This is a genomic window from Peptostreptococcus equinus (assembly GCF_027125355.1).
Classification (GTDB): Bacteria; Bacillota; Clostridia; order Peptostreptococcales; family Peptostreptococcaceae; genus Peptostreptococcus; species Peptostreptococcus equinus.
This window is the reverse complement of record NZ_CP114052.1, coordinates 1,497,733-1,515,773: the sequence shown is the minus strand read 5'-3', so window position 1 is coordinate 1,515,773 and position 18,041 is coordinate 1,497,733. Positions and strand designations below refer to the sequence as shown.

The 18,041-nt window shown below is 30.5% G+C and carries 15 protein-coding genes; 14 read left to right on the top strand and 1 reads right to left on the bottom strand.

What is annotated here, in order from left to right; genetic code table 11:
* Positions 1-192: 192 nt before the first annotated feature.
* The 8 genes from O0R46_RS07485 to O0R46_RS07450 all read left to right on the top strand — a co-directional run bounded on the left by O0R46_RS07485 (position 193) and on the right by O0R46_RS07450 (position 7,725).
* On the top strand, positions 193-1,200 hold the full coding sequence (locus O0R46_RS07485; protein ID WP_269311112.1) for an asparaginase: 1,008 nt from the start codon (positions 193-195) through the stop codon (positions 1,198-1,200).
* Positions 1,201-1,214: 14 nt separating this feature from the next.
* Entirely contained in the window at positions 1,215-1,472 is a 258-nt protein-coding gene (locus tag O0R46_RS07480) for a TM1266 family iron-only hydrogenase system putative regulator (protein WP_269311111.1), read from the top strand.
* Position 1,473: 1 nt separating this feature from the next.
* On the top strand, positions 1,474-2,544 hold the full coding sequence (gene hydE / locus O0R46_RS07475) for a [FeFe] hydrogenase H-cluster radical SAM maturase HydE (protein WP_331275580.1): 1,071 nt from the start codon (positions 1,474-1,476) through the stop codon (positions 2,542-2,544).
* Positions 2,545-2,605: 61 nt separating this feature from the next.
* Positions 2,606-4,009 carry a [FeFe] hydrogenase H-cluster radical SAM maturase HydG gene (hydG, locus tag O0R46_RS07470; protein ID WP_331275579.1) on the top strand — a complete coding sequence of 468 codons (1,404 nt, stop codon included), beginning with the start codon at positions 2,606-2,608 and terminating at the stop codon, positions 4,007-4,009.
* Positions 4,010-4,029: 20 nt separating this feature from the next.
* Positions 4,030-5,307 (top strand): GTPase, encoded by a 1,278-nt coding sequence (locus tag O0R46_RS07465; protein WP_269311110.1) that lies wholly within the window; start codon positions 4,030-4,032, stop codon positions 5,305-5,307.
* Between the two features lie 110 nt (positions 5,308-5,417).
* Positions 5,418-5,915 carry a DUF1097 domain-containing protein gene (locus tag O0R46_RS07460; RefSeq protein WP_269311109.1) on the top strand — a complete coding sequence of 166 codons (498 nt, stop codon included), beginning with the start codon at positions 5,418-5,420 and terminating at the stop codon, positions 5,913-5,915.
* A gap of 96 nt (positions 5,916-6,011) precedes the next feature.
* Complete coding sequence (locus O0R46_RS07455) at positions 6,012-7,064, top strand: NADPH-dependent oxidoreductase (protein WP_269311107.1); 1,053 nt, start codon at positions 6,012-6,014, stop codon at positions 7,062-7,064.
* A gap of 106 nt (positions 7,065-7,170) precedes the next feature.
* Positions 7,171-7,725: a nitroreductase family protein gene (locus tag O0R46_RS07450; protein ID WP_269311106.1), complete on the top strand. Its 555-nt coding sequence runs from the start codon at positions 7,171-7,173 to the stop codon at positions 7,723-7,725.
* A gap of 138 nt (positions 7,726-7,863) precedes the next feature.
* Here O0R46_RS07450 and yaaA read toward each other — a convergent pair whose 3' ends face one another.
* A complete protein-coding gene (yaaA, locus tag O0R46_RS07445; RefSeq protein ID WP_269311105.1) occupies positions 7,864-8,652 on the bottom strand; it encodes a peroxide stress protein YaaA in 789 nt (262 codons plus the stop codon).
* 353 nt (positions 8,653-9,005) lie between these two features.
* Between yaaA and purE the strand changes: the two genes are divergently transcribed.
* From purE to O0R46_RS07415, 6 genes are all read left to right on the top strand, one after another.
* Positions 9,006-9,479, top strand: coding sequence for a 5-(carboxyamino)imidazole ribonucleotide mutase (gene purE, locus O0R46_RS07440; RefSeq protein ID WP_269311104.1), 474 nt, complete (start codon positions 9,006-9,008; stop codon positions 9,477-9,479).
* 55 nt (positions 9,480-9,534) lie between these two features.
* A complete protein-coding gene (purM, locus tag O0R46_RS07435) occupies positions 9,535-10,611 on the top strand; it encodes a phosphoribosylformylglycinamidine cyclo-ligase (protein WP_269311103.1) in 1,077 nt (358 codons plus the stop codon).
* A gap of 16 nt (positions 10,612-10,627) precedes the next feature.
* Positions 10,628-11,218 (top strand): phosphoribosylglycinamide formyltransferase, encoded by a 591-nt coding sequence (gene purN / locus O0R46_RS07430; RefSeq protein WP_269311101.1) that lies wholly within the window; start codon positions 10,628-10,630, stop codon positions 11,216-11,218.
* A gap of 80 nt (positions 11,219-11,298) precedes the next feature.
* Positions 11,299-12,828: a bifunctional phosphoribosylaminoimidazolecarboxamide formyltransferase/IMP cyclohydrolase gene (purH, locus tag O0R46_RS07425; RefSeq protein ID WP_269311100.1), complete on the top strand. Its 1,530-nt coding sequence runs from the start codon at positions 11,299-11,301 to the stop codon at positions 12,826-12,828.
* 46 nt (positions 12,829-12,874) lie between these two features.
* A complete protein-coding gene (purD, locus tag O0R46_RS07420; RefSeq protein ID WP_269311099.1) occupies positions 12,875-14,143 on the top strand; it encodes a phosphoribosylamine--glycine ligase in 1,269 nt (422 codons plus the stop codon).
* Positions 14,127-17,906 (top strand): phosphoribosylformylglycinamidine synthase, encoded by a 3,780-nt coding sequence (locus tag O0R46_RS07415; RefSeq protein WP_269311098.1) that lies wholly within the window; start codon positions 14,127-14,129, stop codon positions 17,904-17,906. The genes purD and O0R46_RS07415 overlap by 17 nt, the downstream gene beginning before the upstream one ends.
* Positions 17,907-18,041 lie beyond the last annotated feature (135 nt).

Here is an 18,041-nt window from a genome sequence, read left to right as displayed (position 1 = left end):
TATACATTCACTAGTCCTAGACATGACGAAAAAATGTCTTTTTTTATTTTTAAATCTTATTTGATATTGTAATTTTTAGTATTGCAATATATATATTAAATAAAAAACTAAATCTATATTATATAATGGTACTCTTTTTTTATAGTTGATTATTTGCTATAATATAGAGTGCTTATTTAATAATATAGTGGGGTGATTGTTATAAGAAAAAATATATTGCTAATTGCTACTGGTGGAACTATTGCTTCAAAACCTACAGAATTTGGTTTGATGCCAAGTATTACAAGCGAAGAAATATTGAGACATGTTCCACAAATTGCAGAATTTTGTGAGGTTACAACCGTACAGTTAATGAATATAGATAGTAGCCATATGAGTCCAAATAGGTGGATACAAATAGTTGAGTGTGTTAGAGAAAATTATGAAAAATATGATGGTTTTGTAATTACTCATGGTACAGATACTTTAGCTTACTCTGCCTCTGCATTATCATATTTAATTCAAAATTCAACTAAACCAATTGTGATGACAGGATCACAAAAATCTATATATCTTCAAGACACAGATGCCAGAAAAAATTTGAAAGATGCTTTTATATATGCCTGTGATGATAAAGCAAATGGTGTAAAGATAGTATTTGATTCAAAGGTTATATTAGGTACTAGGGCTAGAAAGACTAGAACACATAGTTATAACGCTTTTGATAGTGTTGACTATCCTATTATAGCTATAATATTTAACGATAAAGTAGTCTATTATATTGAGGAAGAGATTAATAATAATGTAATCTTTTATGATAAGCTAAATACTGATGTTAATATAATAAAATTAGTACCAGGTATTCATCCAGAAATTTTTGACTTTATTGGTGAAAAATCTGATGTAATAATTATTGAAGGTTTTGGAGTCGGAGGATTACCTGACTATGACGGGAAAAACACACTTGCTAAAAAGGTAAAAAAATTGATAGATAGTGGCAAAATTATTGTATTTTCAACTTCTGTTCCACATGAAGGAAGCAATATAGAAGTATATGAAGTAGGGAATGTAATAAAATCTAACTTTGGAATACTAGAGAATTATAATATGACTATTGAGTCCACAGTGTGCAAATTGATGTGGATTACAGCTCAATACAAGGATATTAAAAAGGTCAAAGAGGTATTTTATACACCTATTTCACATGATATTGTGTTGTAGTGGAGGAATTATGTATGGAAAAAAGAGTTGCTGTAATTAGTGCTATTATAGAAGAGCCTATAAAAAACCAAGCTATATTTAATAAAATAGTCGCAGATTTTCATGAGATTGTAAAGGGGCGTATGGGCCTTCCATTTCATGAAGAAAATATTGCTGTAGTCAGTATTACAGTAGTAGCCAATATGAATCAAATAAATAGTCTAACTGGTAAGCTAGGAAGTATAAAAAATATAACAGTTAAAACCGCCATTTCAAAGAAGGAAGTAAGATAATATGACGGATAATAAAAATAAAATATATGATTTAATAAATAAATTATATATAGAGCATGATTTGCCAGATGAAGACTTGCTTTTTATTTTAGATAATATAAATGAAAAAGAGAAAGAGTATTTATTTAGTAAATCTTATGAAACAAGAAATAGGTACTATGGTAAGAATGTATATCTAAGAGGTTTAATAGAGTTTACAAACTATTGTAAACGAGAATGCAATTATTGTGGGATTAACGCCTTTAACAAAAAAGCTAATAGATATAGATTAGATAAAGAAGAAATTATTGAGACCTGTAAGATGGGTAAAGAACTTGGATTTTCTACTTTTGTATTACAAGGGGGAGAGGATGTATACTTTACCGATGAAATAATGACAGATATTATAAAAACTATAAAAGAAAAAATACCAGGCTGTGCAGTTACTATATCTATAGGTGAAAAAAGCTTTGAAAGTTATAAAAAGCTTAAAAAAAGTGGTGCAGATAGATATTTGCTTAGACATGAGACAGCAAATCCTGATAAGTATAGGGAACTCCATCCATTATCTGAATCAAGAACTAGAGTTGAATGTCTAAATAATTTAAAAAAAATAGGATTTCAAACAGGAGCTGGATTTATGGTTGGACTTCCAAATTATACTAATTCAGATTATGTAAAAGATCTTAGATTTATAAAAAATTTGCAACCAGAAATGGTTGGCATGGGACCTTTTATTCCCCATAAGGACACTAATATGAGAGACTGTAAGCCAGGAGATATAGATACGACGGTATTACTTCTTTCATTAATTAGACTATTATTACCCAAAGTACTTTTACCAGCCACTACAGCTTTAGCAAGTATTGATGAAAATGGAAGAAAAAAGGGACTTGATGTAGGTGCAAATGTTATAATGCCAAATCTTACTCCTGTGAATAAAAGGGGAAGTTATTCATTATATAATAACAAAAAAAGCAGTGGTAGCGAATCGGCTGAAGCACTGAATTCAATTAAAAAAGAACTTGAATCTTATGGTTATATTTGTAATATGTCCAGAGGTGATAGTAAAATGTGTGAGGAGTTTAATTAAAATTAAACATAAATATATTCTGACAAAAAAGAAAATATCTGATTTGAAAGGTGGACTAAAAATGAATAGGAAAAGATTTGAAAAGAATATGAAGATAGACAAACAATATGTACTATCTTTATTAGAAGGTGCAAAAAACACTACAAGAAATGAAATAGACAGGATTTTAGAAAAAGCTGGAGATAAAAAGGGATTAGAACATTCTGAAATAGCAGCTTTACTAGAAATATCTGATCCTGAGCAAACAAAAAGACTGTTTGAAGTTGCAGGAAAAATAAAGCGTGATGTCTATGGTAATAGGGTAGTATTATTTGCACCTTTATATATTAGTGATTACTGTGTAAATAACTGTGTATACTGTGGATATAAATGTGCTAATAGGTTCAACAGACGTAGATTAACTATGGATGAAATCAGAAAAGAAGTAGAAATATTGGAGGCAATGGGACATAAAAGACTAGCACTTGAAGCGGGTGAAGATCCAGAAAATTGTCCGATAGAATATGTGTTAGAAGCAATAAAGACAATCTATGATACCTATGAAAAGAATGGTGTTATCAGGAGAATAAATGTAAATATAGCTGCTACAACTGTGGAAAACTATCAGAAGTTAAAAGAAGCACAAATAGGTACTTATATATTATTTGAAGAAACATATGATGAAGATGTTTATAAAAAAATGCATCCAAACTGTATAAAAGGAGACTATGATTATCATACTACAGCTTTTGATAGAGCTATGGAAGGTGGAATTGATGATGTTGGAGCAGGTGTATTATTTGGACTTGCAAATCCTAAATTTGAAGTGTTAAGTTTGATGCTTCATAATCAGCACCTAGAAGAAAAATATGGGGTTGGTTTTCATACAATTTCAGTACCAAGACTCCGTCCAGCTGAAGGCGTGACATTAGAAAAATTTCCGCATTTAGTAGATGATGATATGTTTAAGAAAATTGTAGCCATTATTCGTATAGCAGTGCCATATACAGGTATGATTTTATCTACAAGAGAAGATGAAAATATGAGAAAAGAATTATTAGAATATGGTATTTCTCAGGTGAGTGCAGGATCATGTACTGGTGTTGGTGGATATCAAGAATCAATGAATGGAGAAAATGTTAGCCAATTCAAGATGGCAGATGAAAGAACACCTCAGCAAGTTATAGAAGACTTAATGAGCAAAGACTATATACCAAGTTATTGTACAGCATGCTACAGAACAGGTAGAACTGGTGAAAAATTTATGAATATAGCCAAATCAGAAAAGATACATCATATGTGCAAACCAAATGCTCTAACTACTTTGATGGAATATGCTGTAGATTATGGCGATGAAGATTTCATTAAAAGAACTGAAGTATTTATAAAGAAACAAGCAGAATCAATAGATAGAGATGATATAAAGAAATTTACTTTAGATAATATAGATAAATTGAAAAATGGCGAAAGAGATTTATATATCTAATTTGCTAATTGGAGGTAAAAGTGATAAATACACCCATTGCAAATAGGAAGTCTATAATATTAGTAGGCAATAGAAACGTTGGAAAATCTAGTATTTTTAATGCCCTAATAGGACAAAATAAATCAATTGTATCAGATACAGCTGGTACTACAACAGATCCAGTATGGGCAGCAGCAGAAATAATTGGTTTTGGACCAGTAAAAATTGTAGATACCGCAGGTGTAGATGATATAGGTGAATTGGGAAAATTGAGGGTTAAAAAGACAAATGAAGAAATTAGAACTTCTGACTTGATAATTCATGTACTCAATTACCAAGAGCACAAAGAGAATATATTTAATCAGCTAGAAAACTTATATAAAAAATATAAGTCAGATAGAAAAGAGTTTTTATTGGTAGTAAATAAAATTAATAAAGATTGTCTAGAAAATTTACGAGAACGAGAAATAATACAAAACAACTTAGAAGCAAAAAACAGTCAAGAATCTAGGGTAAATCAAAATAATGTTATTAATAAAAACTTATTTAAAAAGTTTGAAGAGAGACTAATATTAATTGAAAAAGATAATATTAATAGAGGGAAAATTGAAGAGCTTTTTTTGAAAATATCAAAAACACTTAAAAATCTTGAAGAAGACAGACCTTTGTTGGATGGTATAGCAAAGGAGGGAGATACTGTTGTATTGGTAACTCCTATTGATAGTGAGGCACCAAAGGGAAGATTGATACTTCCTCAGGTTCAAGTTTTAAGAGAGTGTTTAGATATGGGACTAAAATCTTTGGTAGTAAGAGAAAGTGAATTAGAAGAGGGATTAAAAGAATTAAAAAATGTAGATCTTGTAATTACTGACTCGAAAGTATTTGACTATGTAAATCAGATTTTAGAACCTAGTATTAAACTAACTAGCTTTTCTATATTATTCTCTAGACAAAAAGGAGATATAGATAAGTTTGTAGAAGCTTGCAAATATTTAGAGTCATTGAAAGATGGAGATAAAATTCTAATAGCAGAATCTTGTGTACACACTAGTTCACACGAGGATATAGGCACAGTGCTTATTCCCAAACTTATTAGAGAAAAATTGGATAAGGATATAAAATTTGAATTTTCGCATGGTAAAACAATACCTGATGACTTATCTGGATTTTCTATGATAATACAGTGTGGTGGTTGTATGATGTCTAGGTCAAATATGTTGAACAGGATAAATCAAGCTATAGAGAATAATTTACCAATTACAAATTATGGCGTAGTTTTAGCTTATTTGAAAGCAAATTTAAACAGAATGACGTATTAATATCTCAATTGAAAAAAGAATTAAAATTATCTGTAAATTATTAAATAATAGTATTAATAAATGATAAAAGTATGTTATAATATTATGAATTTAATTATCGGAGGATTATTATGAGTACTTTAATTGCATTGGGAATTGGTACAGGCATATGCTGTGGCATTTGGGCAGCAATTTCGGCCATACCAGGTTTAGGTTTAGTTACTTGGATAGGATTTGCTGGATGTACAGCATATTTTGCTTCAGGTAAGCATGGTGTAGAAGGAATGAAAACGGCTGTTTTTTCTACTTTTTCAGGTTTGATATCTGCAATAGTAGCTATGTTTATTTCAGGACTGGCACCAAATGTAGTAGTTTTATCTTTTTTAATGACAGGAATAATTTCTGCAACTATGTGTTTTCAAGCTAAGGCTAAGGCTCTTTGGTTTATACCAGGTGCTTTCATGGGATGTTTTACTAGTTTTGGTGCAGCATCAATGGGTCTAAATTTATTTGGACCAGATATTATTCGTGTAATAACTTCTTTATTATGTGGAGCTGTATTGGCTTTCTCATGTGATAAGCTTGGGGATTTAATCTTTAAGAAATTTGGTAAGCCTGAAATAGTTTAAAAAATATTAAAGTCTAATATTAGTAAGTACCTAACTGGGTATATAACTAATATTAGACTTATTTTATGTTACATATAAATTTATGAGGAGATTATTATGAACGAAACAATTAACAGACAATTAAATCACAGAAGTATTAGAGAATTTAAGGATGCTGATATCAGCGATGAAATAAGAGAGTTATTATTAAATATAGCTAATAGAACGGCTACAAGCAATGGAATGCAAGCATTTTCTATTATCAGAATTACAGATAAAGAAAAAAAAGCAAAGATAGCTGAAATATGTAAGCAAGACTATGTAAATAGAGTTCCAGAATTTTGGATATTTATTACGGATCAATATAGAAATGCAAAAATAGCATTAGAACAAGATTGTTTTGAGGATACTAGAGGGGATATGGATAGATTTTTGCAAGGATATACAGATGCGGCTATATCTGCACAAAATGTAGTAGTAGCAGCTGAATCATTAGGTTTAGGAACTGTATTTTTTGGAAGTATTTTAAATGACTCAGAAGAAATAGTTAATTTATTGAACCTTCCTATATACACTTTCCCAGTAGTAGGTTTGGGAATGGGATATCCAAATCAGGAACCTCAATTAAAGCCTAGAATGGAACTTTCATTAAAGGTATTTGAAAATGAATATAAGGAATTTGATTCATATTTGGATGCGATAAAGGATTATGACAAAGTTTTATCAAATTATTATGATTTAAGAGATACTAGCAGAAGAGTTGATAGTTTTTCTAAGCAAGTAGTGACTAAATTACAAAATCCAATTGAAAAGAGAAGTAAAATATTTGATGTAGTAAGAAAGCAAGGTTATGATATGATGCTTACTTATTTAATGGAAGATGAAATTAAAAAAATGTATAAAAATGCACCTAAAGACATGAAAGAAGATTTAGATTTTCATGAAAGTGTGTCAGGATTAAAATTAGATACTATGGTAGCAGATTTATTTGAAAAATTTCCTTATGTAGAAGACTATTTATTAATGATAAACCCTAAATTCAATAAGTTGAAAACAGTGGTTTCTGCACAGGAATTACGTAAAATGACATTAGAATCATTAGCGAATTTAGCAGAGATGCCAGCTGATTCACTTATTTACATGATAGAATCTAGAATCAGTGAGGAGTAAATATAGTTATATAAAATTATCTTTAAATCTATAGCCAAATATAATTTTATATTATAAAATAACTTTAGATTATATAAAATTATATTTATAGTGAAAGGATGAGGTTATGGAAGTAAAAGATTGCATTAAATCAAGAAGAAGCTACAGAAAATTTTTAGATAAAAAAGTTGATTTTGAAGTTATTGAAGAACTAATTGAGCTTGGAACATATGCCCCAACAGCACAATATAAGCAACCGTGGTCATTTTTGGTAATTCAAGACAAGGAAGAACTTAGAATAATTTCTGAAATTGCAAAAGAGGATATTGTGAATAGAATAGATGAGTTGCCTCATTTTAAATCTTATGAAAAGTGGTTTTCAGATCCAGAATATAATCTTTTTTATGAAGCGGAGAATGTGATAGTAGTATATGGACAAAGTGACTTTTACTGGTTCAAGGAGGATTGTTGTGCAGCAAGTCAAAATATAATTACAGCAGCCTTAGATAAGGGGATAGGTACTACATGGGTAGGATTTGCTGAGTATGTATTTGATATGCCTGTGATAAAAGAAAAATACAATATTCCGGAAAATTGTAAAACTGTAGCTCCTATTATATTAGGTTATATTGATGAAAAATTAAAAGATCCTAAGAGAAAAAAAGCGACTATTTATAGATAAAACTGATATTATTTTAAGATAAATGCACATAGCTTGCATATGGTTTTTATCAATTAAATATAATCATAACAGTATATAAGTGTGGCTATAAGTGATAAAAAACGTGTAAATAAATTTATTTACACGTTTTTTATTATATTATTTAGTTTTCACAAAAATATATTCAATAAAATTATCTTTCTCAGTAGATAAATCTTGTCTAAATTTAAAATTATCTTCTGTGAAGTCCTTTAGTTTTGTAAATTTGTTTATTCTATTTTTTGTTATAAAACATAACATTTTACCTCTAGCTATTTTTGATGCAGTAGACTCCGTTTTTAACTTACCAGACTTCTCTACTTTAAAAGTACATGTTACAAACTTTATTTGTTTTGTATTATCAATTTTTTTATTATAGGTTTTAATATGTTTTATTATTGTTTTAGAATATTCATCTGAAGAGAGATTTAATAGAGTGTTATCCTTGTTTAAATCTTTTAAAAAACATTTGAAAATAGAATCAGACCAAAATTCATATAGGTTTTTATAACCATGCAGTGATAATTTTGTCATCATCTCAAGTCTATAAGGACTAATACAATCCATTGGTCTTAGATATCCATAAAGTCCACTTAATATTCTTAGATGTTTAGTGATAAAATCTATATCTTTATTATCAAAATCATCTATATTTATATTTTTATATTGAAGACCATTATATGCATAAATTGCAGGCAAAGAGTCATGTTCAAAATTGAAAGAGTCAAACCTTTCTTTATTTAAAATAGCTATTTCATCATTAACTTTCATAAGCGTACTAATATCTTCAGAAGAAAGTTTTTTTAAATTTTTCATGATTTCTTTAGAGTAGTCAAGCATTTGGGGCTTTGATTTAGCTTTAATTTTTGTGTTATTAAATCCTTTTGCAGGAGAAATAAAAGTGATCATTTAAAACCTCCTATATAATTGTTAGATTTTAATTATATAATAAAGAATTTATTTTATAAAGAGTAAGTTAACATAAAAAATAATATGAATAAGAAGAATATTTTTATAGAATATAAAAAATAAGGGATTATATAAATAAAACGAACTATTAAATGAATTAGCATATAGATAATTCGTAAAAATAAGCTTTTTTTTAGAAAAAATACAATTAAGTATTGAAAAAATATGTATATTACGATATTATTTTAGTATAAAGTTCGTATAAATAGAAATTATATGAAGTGAAAAATATAAAAATATACAGTTTTTAGACTGTTTTAATAGAAATATGTATTTTAAAAAGGAGAGTTAAGATGAAAATAGCAGTAGTTATGGGTTCTAAGTCAGATTTACCGAAGTTAGAGAGTGGAATTGAGTTGATAAAAAGTTTTGGTGTAGAGGTAATAGTAAGAGTTCTTTCAGCTCATAGAACTCCTTTAGAACTATCAGAATTTTTATCAGAGATTGAAGATAATACGGATGTAATAATAGCTGCAGCAGGAAAGGCAGCTCATCTTCCAGGAGTAATAGCAGCACAAACTTTGATACCAGTAGTAGGACTTCCTATAAAATCTTCAACAATGGATGGATTAGATTCGCTACTATCTATTGTACAGATGCCAGGGGGTATACCAGTAGCAACAGTTACTATAGATTCTGGAATCAATGCAGGTTTAATGGCAGTTCAGATTGCTAGTGTTAAATATCCAGAATTAAGAACAAAGTTATCTTCATATAGAAAAGAAATGGCTGATAAGGTATTAGATGATGATGCTTCAATAAACTAATTTAGAATGAAAAATAAGTATAAAATTATAAAAAGTAAATTTTAAGGAGAATGAGATGCTTACTTACAAAAGTTCAGGTGTAGATATTGATGAAGGGAATAGAGCAGTAGATTTAATAAAAAATAAAATAAAGGGAACTTATGATTCTAATGTTATAGGGGAGTTAGGAAACTTTAGTGGTCTTTATTCTATAAAGGAATTTATGGGAATGGAAGAACCAGTATTACTTGCTTCAACAGATGGAGTTGGAACAAAGTTAAAAATTGCTCAGTTGATGAATAAACATGATACAGTAGGTATAGACCTAGTAGCTATGTGCGTAAACGACTTGATTTGCCAGGGTGCAAAGCCAATGTTCTTTCTTGATTATATAGCTCTTGGAAAATTAGTTCCAGAGCATATAGAAAAGGTAGTAGGTGGTATAGCTGACGGATGTAAAATGAGTGGTTGTGCATTAATAGGGGGGGAGACAGCTGAGATGCCAGGTATGTATGCAAATGATGATTATGATTTGGCAGGTTTCTCAATTGGTATAGCCGATAAAAAGAAGATTGTAAGTGGAACAGATGTAAAAGATGGAGACGTATTAGTAGGAATTTCATCTTCTGGAGTTCACAGCAATGGATTCTCTTTTGTAAGAAAGATTTTTTTAGAAGAATACAAATATGATTTACAAGAAAATATAGAAGAATTAGGTATGTCTCTAGGAGATGCACTGCTTGCACCAACTAAAATATATGTTAAATTAGCATTAGACGCAATAGCAAATAATGATGTAAAAGCAATAGCTCATATAACAGGTGGTGGTTTAATAGAAAACATAGTAAGAGTAATACCTAAGGGACTAGGACTAGATATAAATACCGACTCTTGGGAAAAGCCAGCTATATTTAAGCTAATAGAAGGTTTAAATGCTGTAGAAAAAAGAGAATTACATAAGAGTTTTAATATGGGTGTGGGTCTTGTAATGATTGTAAAAGAAGCTGACGCACAAAAACTTGTCAATTTTATAAATAATAGACCAAATGATAATGCTGATTATGTTGATGATAAATATAAGGAACTAATGCAGGATAAGGCATATATAATTGGTAAGGTTACATCAAAGCATGAAGGCATAGAATTAATCTAATTTAAGGAGATTAAGAATGAAAAATATAGCTGTTTTGGTATCTGGTGGAGGTACTAATCTGCAATCAATTATAGATGCAGTAGAATCGGGATATATAGACGGTAAGATAAATGTAGTTATTTCAAATAGAGAAGATGCATATGGATTATATAGAGCAAAAAAACATAATATAAAAGCTGTATTTGAAAATGATGAAAATAAAATAATAGAAGAAATAAAAAATCATAATACTGATTTGGTTATATTAGCAGGTTTTTTAAAAATTTTGAGTTCCAAATTTACTAGAACTTTTGAAAATAAGATTATAAATATTCACCCATCTTTAATACCTGCCTTTTGTGGTAAAGGTTATTATGGTCTAAAAGTTCATGAAGGAGCAATAGATTACGGAGTAAAGGTAAGTGGTGCTACAGTTCATTTTGTAGATGAAAATGCAGATACAGGCCCTATAATTGCTCAAGAAACAGTTCCAGTACTACCGACTGATACAGCAGAGGAACTACAAAAAAGGGTATTGGTGATTGAACATAAATTATTAAAAGAAGTAGTAAAAAAATACTGTGAAGATAAGATAAGAGTTGAAAAAAGACGTGTTTTTATAGATTAAGCTATGAAAATAAAAATAAAAAATAATTGAAAATAAAAAGTTTAAATATGTAATACAAGAAGTATTTGAGAGGAGAAAATATGAAAAGAGCATTGATAAGTGTAACAGATAAAACAGGTGTTGTTGAGTTTGGTAAGAAACTTAACGAATTAGGATATGAAATAATTTCTACTGGAAATACTTTCAAAAAATTACAGGAAAATGGAGTTAAGGTAATACAAATAGAAGATGTAACACACTTTCCAGAGATGCTAGATGGTAGAGTAAAAACACTAAACCCCTATGTACATGGAGGAATTTTATATAGAAGAGACGTGCAGTCTCATGTAGATACTGTAAAAGAACATAATATTGGTTCAATAGATATGGTAGTAGTAAGCCTTTATGACTTTGAAGGTGCTGTAAGAAGTGGTAAGAGCCATGAAGATATAGTTGAAAATATAGATATTGGCGGTCCATCAATGATAAGGTCTGCTTCAAAAAACTACAAAGATGTAACTGTAGTTGTTGATATATATGATTATCCAATGATAATAGAAAAATTAGAGAATGGTGGTTTGACAGAAGAAGATAGGAGAAATCTAGCTTATAAGGCATTTGCTACAACAGCTAGATATGATACATTAATATCTTCATATTTTGCTAAAGTTGCTGGAGATAAATTTCCAGAAATGCTTACATTGACATTTGAAAAAGATACTGAATTAAGATATGGAGAAAATGGACATCAGAGAGGATTTTTATATTCTCAACCAAATGCAATAAATCCAGTTCTAAACTTTGAACAATTGAATGGAAAGGAATTATCTTTTAATAATATTAATGATCTATATGGTTGTCTAGAATTTATGAGAGAATTTAAAGATAATGAAGAAGTTTGTGCAGTGGCAATCAAGCATGCTAATGCTTGTGGAGTGGGTCTTGGTAAAGATTCAGCAGATGCTTTCACTAAATGTTTTGAAGCTGATAAGGTTTCAATATTTGGAGGTATAGTTGGTATTACCTCAACAGTTGACCTTAAGACAGCTGAATTATTGAAACCTATATTTTTAGAAATAGTAGTTGCATATGATTTTGAACCAGAAGCACTTGAACTATTACAGACTAAGAAAAATCTTAGAGTACTTAAATTAGCAAAAATAGAAGATAGCAAGCAGGGGCTAGATATGAAATATCTTGATGGTAAATTATTAGTTCAGGATAAGGATATAATAAAGGATGAAGCCTTTGAAATAAAGACAAAAGTTCAGCCAACACAAGAACAGGCCAAGGACATGGAATTTGGAATGAAGATTGTAAAGAATCTGAAATCCAATGCCATAGTAATAGTAAAAGACGGTCAGACTTTAGCTATGGGTTGCGGTCAGACTTCGAGAATATGGGCTTTAAGCAATGCATTAGTAAATAATAAAGAAAAAGATTTTAAGGGAGCAGTTCTAGCTTCAGATGCATTCTTCCCATTTGATGACTGTGTAAAATTGGCAGCAGAGTACGGTATAAACGCAATAGTACAGCCTGGTGGATCAGTTAGAGATGAAGATTCAATAAAGGCATGTGATGAATTAGGAATTTCTATGGTATTTACGGGTGTTAGACACTTTAAGCACTAAAAATAAACATAAATAAATCATATATTCTTATTAATGGAGGTTGAGTATGAAAATCTTAGTAGTAGGTGGTGGCGGTAGAGAACATGCTATTTGCTGGAAATTAAAGGGCGAAAAAGATATAGAAAAAATATACTGTGCTCCTGGTAATGCAGGAATATCAAATGTAGCAGAATGTGTAGATATAAAAGATACGGAAATTGAAAAACTAGCAGATTTTGCTGTAGAAAATCAAATAGATTTAACTATAGTAGGTCCTGAAGTTCCGCTTGTAATGGGTATTACAGATATATTAAGTGAAAGAGGTATGAAAGTATTCGGACCAAATAAGTCTTGCTCAAGATTAGAGGGAAGTAAACTTTTTTCTAAAGAATTTATGGTAAGGCATAATATTCCTACTGCTAAGTACAAGGAATATACGGATATAAACCAGGCTAAAGCTGAAATAGATAGTTTTGGTTATCCAGTAGTTATAAAGGCTGATGGATTGGCAGCTGGAAAGGGAGTTGTAATACCAGAAAATAGAGAAGATGCCATAAATACATTAGATATGATAATGGCAGATAAAAAGTTTGGAGACGCTGGTAATCTAGTAGTAGTAGAAGAATTTCTAAGTGGTGTAGAGACATCGATACTGGCTTTTGTAGATAAGAATACTATAGTGCCTATGGAAAGTGCCAAGGATCATAAAAAAGTTTATGAACTTGAAAAAGGACCTAATACAGGAGGTATGGGAACTTTCTCACCAAGTACAATCTACGATAAAGAATTAGAAAAGAAAGTTTACGATGAAGTCTTATTAAAATCTCTTGAAGGCTTCCAAAAAGATGGTCTAGAATTTAGAGGAATATTATTCGTTGGACTTATGATTACAGAAGACGGAGAAAAAGTTTTAGAATATAACTGTAGATTTGGAGATCCAGAAACACAATCAGTTTTAATGAGACTAGAAACAGATTTGCATGAAATAATGATGGCAATAACAGAAGATAAACTATCAGAAATAGAAATAAAATATAGCGATGATGCAGCAACTTGTGTAATATTAGCATCAGGTGGTTATCCAGAAAGCTATGAAAAAGGAAAAATTATCAACGGTTTAGATAATTTGGATCCTGAAATTCAGGTATTCCATAGTGGAACAAAATTCATCGATGGTAAGGTAGCAACAAATGGTGGAAGAGTATTGGGTGTAACAGCTAAAGGTAAAACAGTAGAAGAGGCGGCCAAGAAAGTGTATGCTAATATACCAAAGATTAGTTTTGAAGGAATGCATTATAGAAAGGATATAGGGGTGAATTATGAGCCAAGTAAATAGAGTATTTGTAGAGAAGAAAGAAGGATTTAATCTAGAAGCTCAGGCAATGAAAAATGATATATTGGAAAGTTTACATATATCAGTGGATGAATTAAGGGTACTTAATAGATATGATGTAGAAGGAATAAGTAAAGATTCATATGAGAAAGTTGCTCAGACTATATTATCCGAACCAAATTTAGATAATGTATATTATGAAGAAATACCAAATCTAGGAAATGAGAGAATGTTTGCTATAGAATATCTGCCAGGTCAGTATGACCAAAGAGCTGAATGGGCAAGTATGTGTGCAGAAATAGTAAATGATGGTATTAGGCCTATGATAAATTCATCTAAAGTCATAATAATGGATTTAGAAATGAATGATTTAGATTTTGAAAAAATAAAAAATTATTTAATCAACGCTGTAGACAGTAGAGAAGCATCATTAGAGAAACCAAATACTTTAAAAGTAACATACGAAATACCAGAGACAGTTGAAACAATAGAAGGATTCGTTGATTTTGGCGAAAAACTTTTAAAGGAATTCTTAAATAAAAGAGGCCTTGCTATGACTTTAGACGATTTAAAATATGTACAAGAATATTTTAAATCTGATGCAAAAAGAAATCCAACTATAACTGAAATAAAAGTACTTGATACTTATTGGTCAGATCACTGTAGACACACTACATTTATGACAAGACTTGGAAATGTTGAAATAGAGGGTGGAAGATTTACAGATATAATTAGTCAGACATATGACAGATATTTGCAAGATAGAAAATTTGTATATGGAGATATAGAAAAAGACATTTGCTTGATGGATATGGCAACTGTTGCAATGAAAAAACTTAAAAAAGAAGGAAAGCTACAAGATTTAGATGAGAGTGAAGAAATAAATGCTTGTAGTATAAATATAGATGTTGAAATAGATGGTAAAAAAGAAGAATATCTTTTAATGTTCAAGAATGAAACACATAACCATCCAACAGAAATAGAACCATTTGGCGGGGCAGCAACTTGTTTAGGTGGTGCAATAAGAGATCCATTATCAGGACGTTCTTATGTATATCAGGCAATGAGAGTTACTGGTTCAGCTGATCCTAGAACTTCTTTAGAAGATACATTACCAGGTAAATTAATGCAAAAGAAAATTACGACTGAAGCTGCCAATGGATATAGTTCGTATGGTAATCAAATAGGATTATCAACTGGACAGGTTGCAGAAGTTTACGATGAAAACTTCGTTGCCAAGAGAATGGAAGTTGGAGCTGTAATAGCTGCTACTCCAAAGGAAAATGTAATAAGAAAAAGACCAGAAGCAGGAGATGTAATTATACTTCTTGGCGGAAAAACTGGTAGAGATGGTTGTGGAGGTGCAACTGGATCTTCAAAGGAACACAGTGAAGAGAGTATTTCAACTTGTTCAGCAGAAGTACAGAAGGGTGATGCACCTAACGAAAGAAAAATACAGAGATTCTTCAGAAATGCAGAAGCTGTTAAAATGATAAAAAGATGTAATGACTTTGGTGCAGGTGGGGTATCTGTTGCTATAGGTGAAATTGCAGATTCATTAGATATAAATCTTGATTTAGTTCCAAAGAAATATGATGGACTTGATGGTACAGAACTAGCCATTTCAGAGTCACAGGAAAGAATGGCTGTAGCAATAGAAAAAGAAAATATGGAAAGATTTATAGATCTTGCTAATGAAGAAAATTTATTGGCTACACATGTTGCCACAGTTACTGATACTGGTTTTATGAGAATGTTCTGGAATGGAAAAGATATAGTAAATATAAAAAGATCATTCCTTGATACGAACGGCTGTAAGCAAGATACAAATATAAAAGTGAATGCAATAGATGAAAACTCTAAATATGTAGATCTTACAGAAGAAACGACTAAATATGATAGTATAAATGACAAGTATATGGTTGCTATGAAAGACTTAAATGTTTGTTCTCAAAGAGGTCTTACAGAAAAATTTGATAATACTATAGGTGGGAATACTATAGTAATGCCTCTAGGAGGTAAGTATCAAGCAACACCAGCAAATGGAATGGTAGCTAAAATTCCAGTATTGGGTGGAGAAACTAACACTTCATCTATAATGACATTTGGATATAATCCAAAGATAGGTAAGTGGTCTACATTCCATGGTGCTTTAAATGCTGTTGTTGAATCAGTAGCAAAATTGGTAGCTTTAGGTGGAGATTACAGCGTAGCCAGACTTACATTCCAGGAATATTTTGAAAAACTTGGAACTAATCCAGAAAAATGGGGTAAACCATTTGCCGCATTATTAGGTGCTTATTATGCACAGTCAGAATTTCAAATACCAGCAATAGGTGGTAAAGATTCTATGAGTGGTACATTCAAAGATATTGATGTACCGCCAACATTAGTATCATTTGCTGTAAATACTGAAGATGCAAAAAATATAGTGACTCAGGAATTTAAAAAAGCTGGAAATAAGGTTGTACTAGTATCAGCACCAAGTAAAGACTATGCATTCCCTGATTTTGATGTTATGAAGAAAAATTTTGATATAATTCATAAAGCAATTTTAGAGGGTAAGGTTATTTCATCATATGCACTAGGATATGGTGGTATAGGTGAAGCTGTTGCTAAGATGGGATTTGGTAACAAGATAGGTATAAAATTTGATGAAAATATTTCTAAAAATTTCAAAAAGGATGATTTATTCAAGCAGGCATATGGTTCAATTATACTTGAAATGTCAGCAAGTGAATTAGATAGTCTAGATGGTGCTAAGTATGTGGTAATCGGGAATACAATTGAAGATGCAATAGTTGAAGTATTTGATGAAAAAGTTTCTTTAGATGAACTTTATAAAGTTTCATCCCAAGTATTAGAAAATATATTCCCAACAGATACAAAGAAGAAATTAGACAAAGAAATAAATACAATATCTTATACAGGAAATAAAATACTTACAAAGTCTTCAACAAGCATTGTAAAACCTAAGGTATTTATACCTGCATTTCCAGGAACAAATTGCGAATATGATTCAAAAAGAGCATTTGAAAGGGCTGGTGCAGAAGCTACTATAGGTGTATTTAAAAATATGTCTTATATAGATATAGAATCTTCAATAGATATGATGGTGGAAGAAATCAACAAGAGTCAAATTATTATGATACCAGGTGGATTCTCAGCAGGAGATGAGCCAGATGGATCAGCTAAGTTTATTGCTACTGTATTTAGAAATCCGAAAATAGAAGAAGCTGTAATGAACCTATTAAATAATAGAGATGGTTTGATGATAGGTATCTGTAATGGATTCCAAGCTCTAATCAAGTTGGGACTAGTACCATATGGTCAAATCAAGACACCAAGTAATGATATGCCTACACTAACTTATAATAATATTGGTCGTCACCAAGCTAAGATAGTGCAAACGAGAGTATCTTCAACAAAATCACCATGGTTAGCTGCAACCGAGGTTGGCGATATTCATTCAATAGCTATATCACATGGTGAAGGAAAATTTGTCGCAAGTGATGAAGTGATGAATTCTCTTATAGAAAATGGACAGATAGCTACTCAATATGTTGACTTTGATGGTAAGGCTACATATGATATCGACTTTAATCCTAATGGATCATATAATGCAGTAGAAGGAATAACTTCATTAGATGGAAGAGTGTTAGGAAAAATGGGACACTCGGAAAGAATTGGAGAATATGTAGTTAAAAACATTATAGGAGAAAAAGATCAAAAGTTATTTGAATCAGGTGTAAAATATTTTAAATAGTGATAATAAATTTTTATAAAAAATATTATTATGGCAAAAGGCGTGAGTTTTCTCACGTCTTTTTATGAAATTGTTGATAAATGTGATATTTAATGTTATAATAGGAGATGGATTTTGTAGAGCGATAAATTAAGG

What these genes read in the sequence shown, in the direction of transcription:
- O0R46_RS07480 (WP_269311111.1), top strand. Translation starts at nt 1,215, where the DNA reads ATGGAAAAAAGAGTTGCTGTAATTAGTGCTATTATAGAAGAGCCTATA.
- hydE (WP_331275580.1), top strand. Translation starts at nt 1,474, where the DNA reads ATGACGGATAATAAAAATAAAATATATGATTTAATAAATAAATTATAT.
- hydG (WP_331275579.1), top strand. Translation starts at nt 2,606, where the DNA reads ATGAATAGGAAAAGATTTGAAAAGAATATGAAGATAGACAAACAATAT.
- O0R46_RS07460 (WP_269311109.1), top strand. Translation starts at nt 5,418, where the DNA reads ATGAGTACTTTAATTGCATTGGGAATTGGTACAGGCATATGCTGTGGC.
- O0R46_RS07455 (WP_269311107.1), top strand. Translation starts at nt 6,012, where the DNA reads ATGAACGAAACAATTAACAGACAATTAAATCACAGAAGTATTAGAGAA.
- O0R46_RS07450 (WP_269311106.1), top strand. Translation starts at nt 7,171, where the DNA reads ATGGAAGTAAAAGATTGCATTAAATCAAGAAGAAGCTACAGAAAATTT.
- yaaA (WP_269311105.1), bottom strand. Translation starts at nt 8,652, where the DNA reads ATGATCACTTTTATTTCTCCTGCAAAAGGATTTAATAACACAAAAATT.
- purE (WP_269311104.1), top strand. Translation starts at nt 9,006, where the DNA reads ATGAAAATAGCAGTAGTTATGGGTTCTAAGTCAGATTTACCGAAGTTA.
- purM (WP_269311103.1), top strand. Translation starts at nt 9,535, where the DNA reads ATGCTTACTTACAAAAGTTCAGGTGTAGATATTGATGAAGGGAATAGA.
- purN (WP_269311101.1), top strand. Translation starts at nt 10,628, where the DNA reads ATGAAAAATATAGCTGTTTTGGTATCTGGTGGAGGTACTAATCTGCAA.
- purH (WP_269311100.1), top strand. Translation starts at nt 11,299, where the DNA reads ATGAAAAGAGCATTGATAAGTGTAACAGATAAAACAGGTGTTGTTGAG.
- purD (WP_269311099.1), top strand. Translation starts at nt 12,875, where the DNA reads ATGAAAATCTTAGTAGTAGGTGGTGGCGGTAGAGAACATGCTATTTGC.
- O0R46_RS07415 (WP_269311098.1), top strand. Translation starts at nt 14,127, where the DNA reads ATGAGCCAAGTAAATAGAGTATTTGTAGAGAAGAAAGAAGGATTTAAT.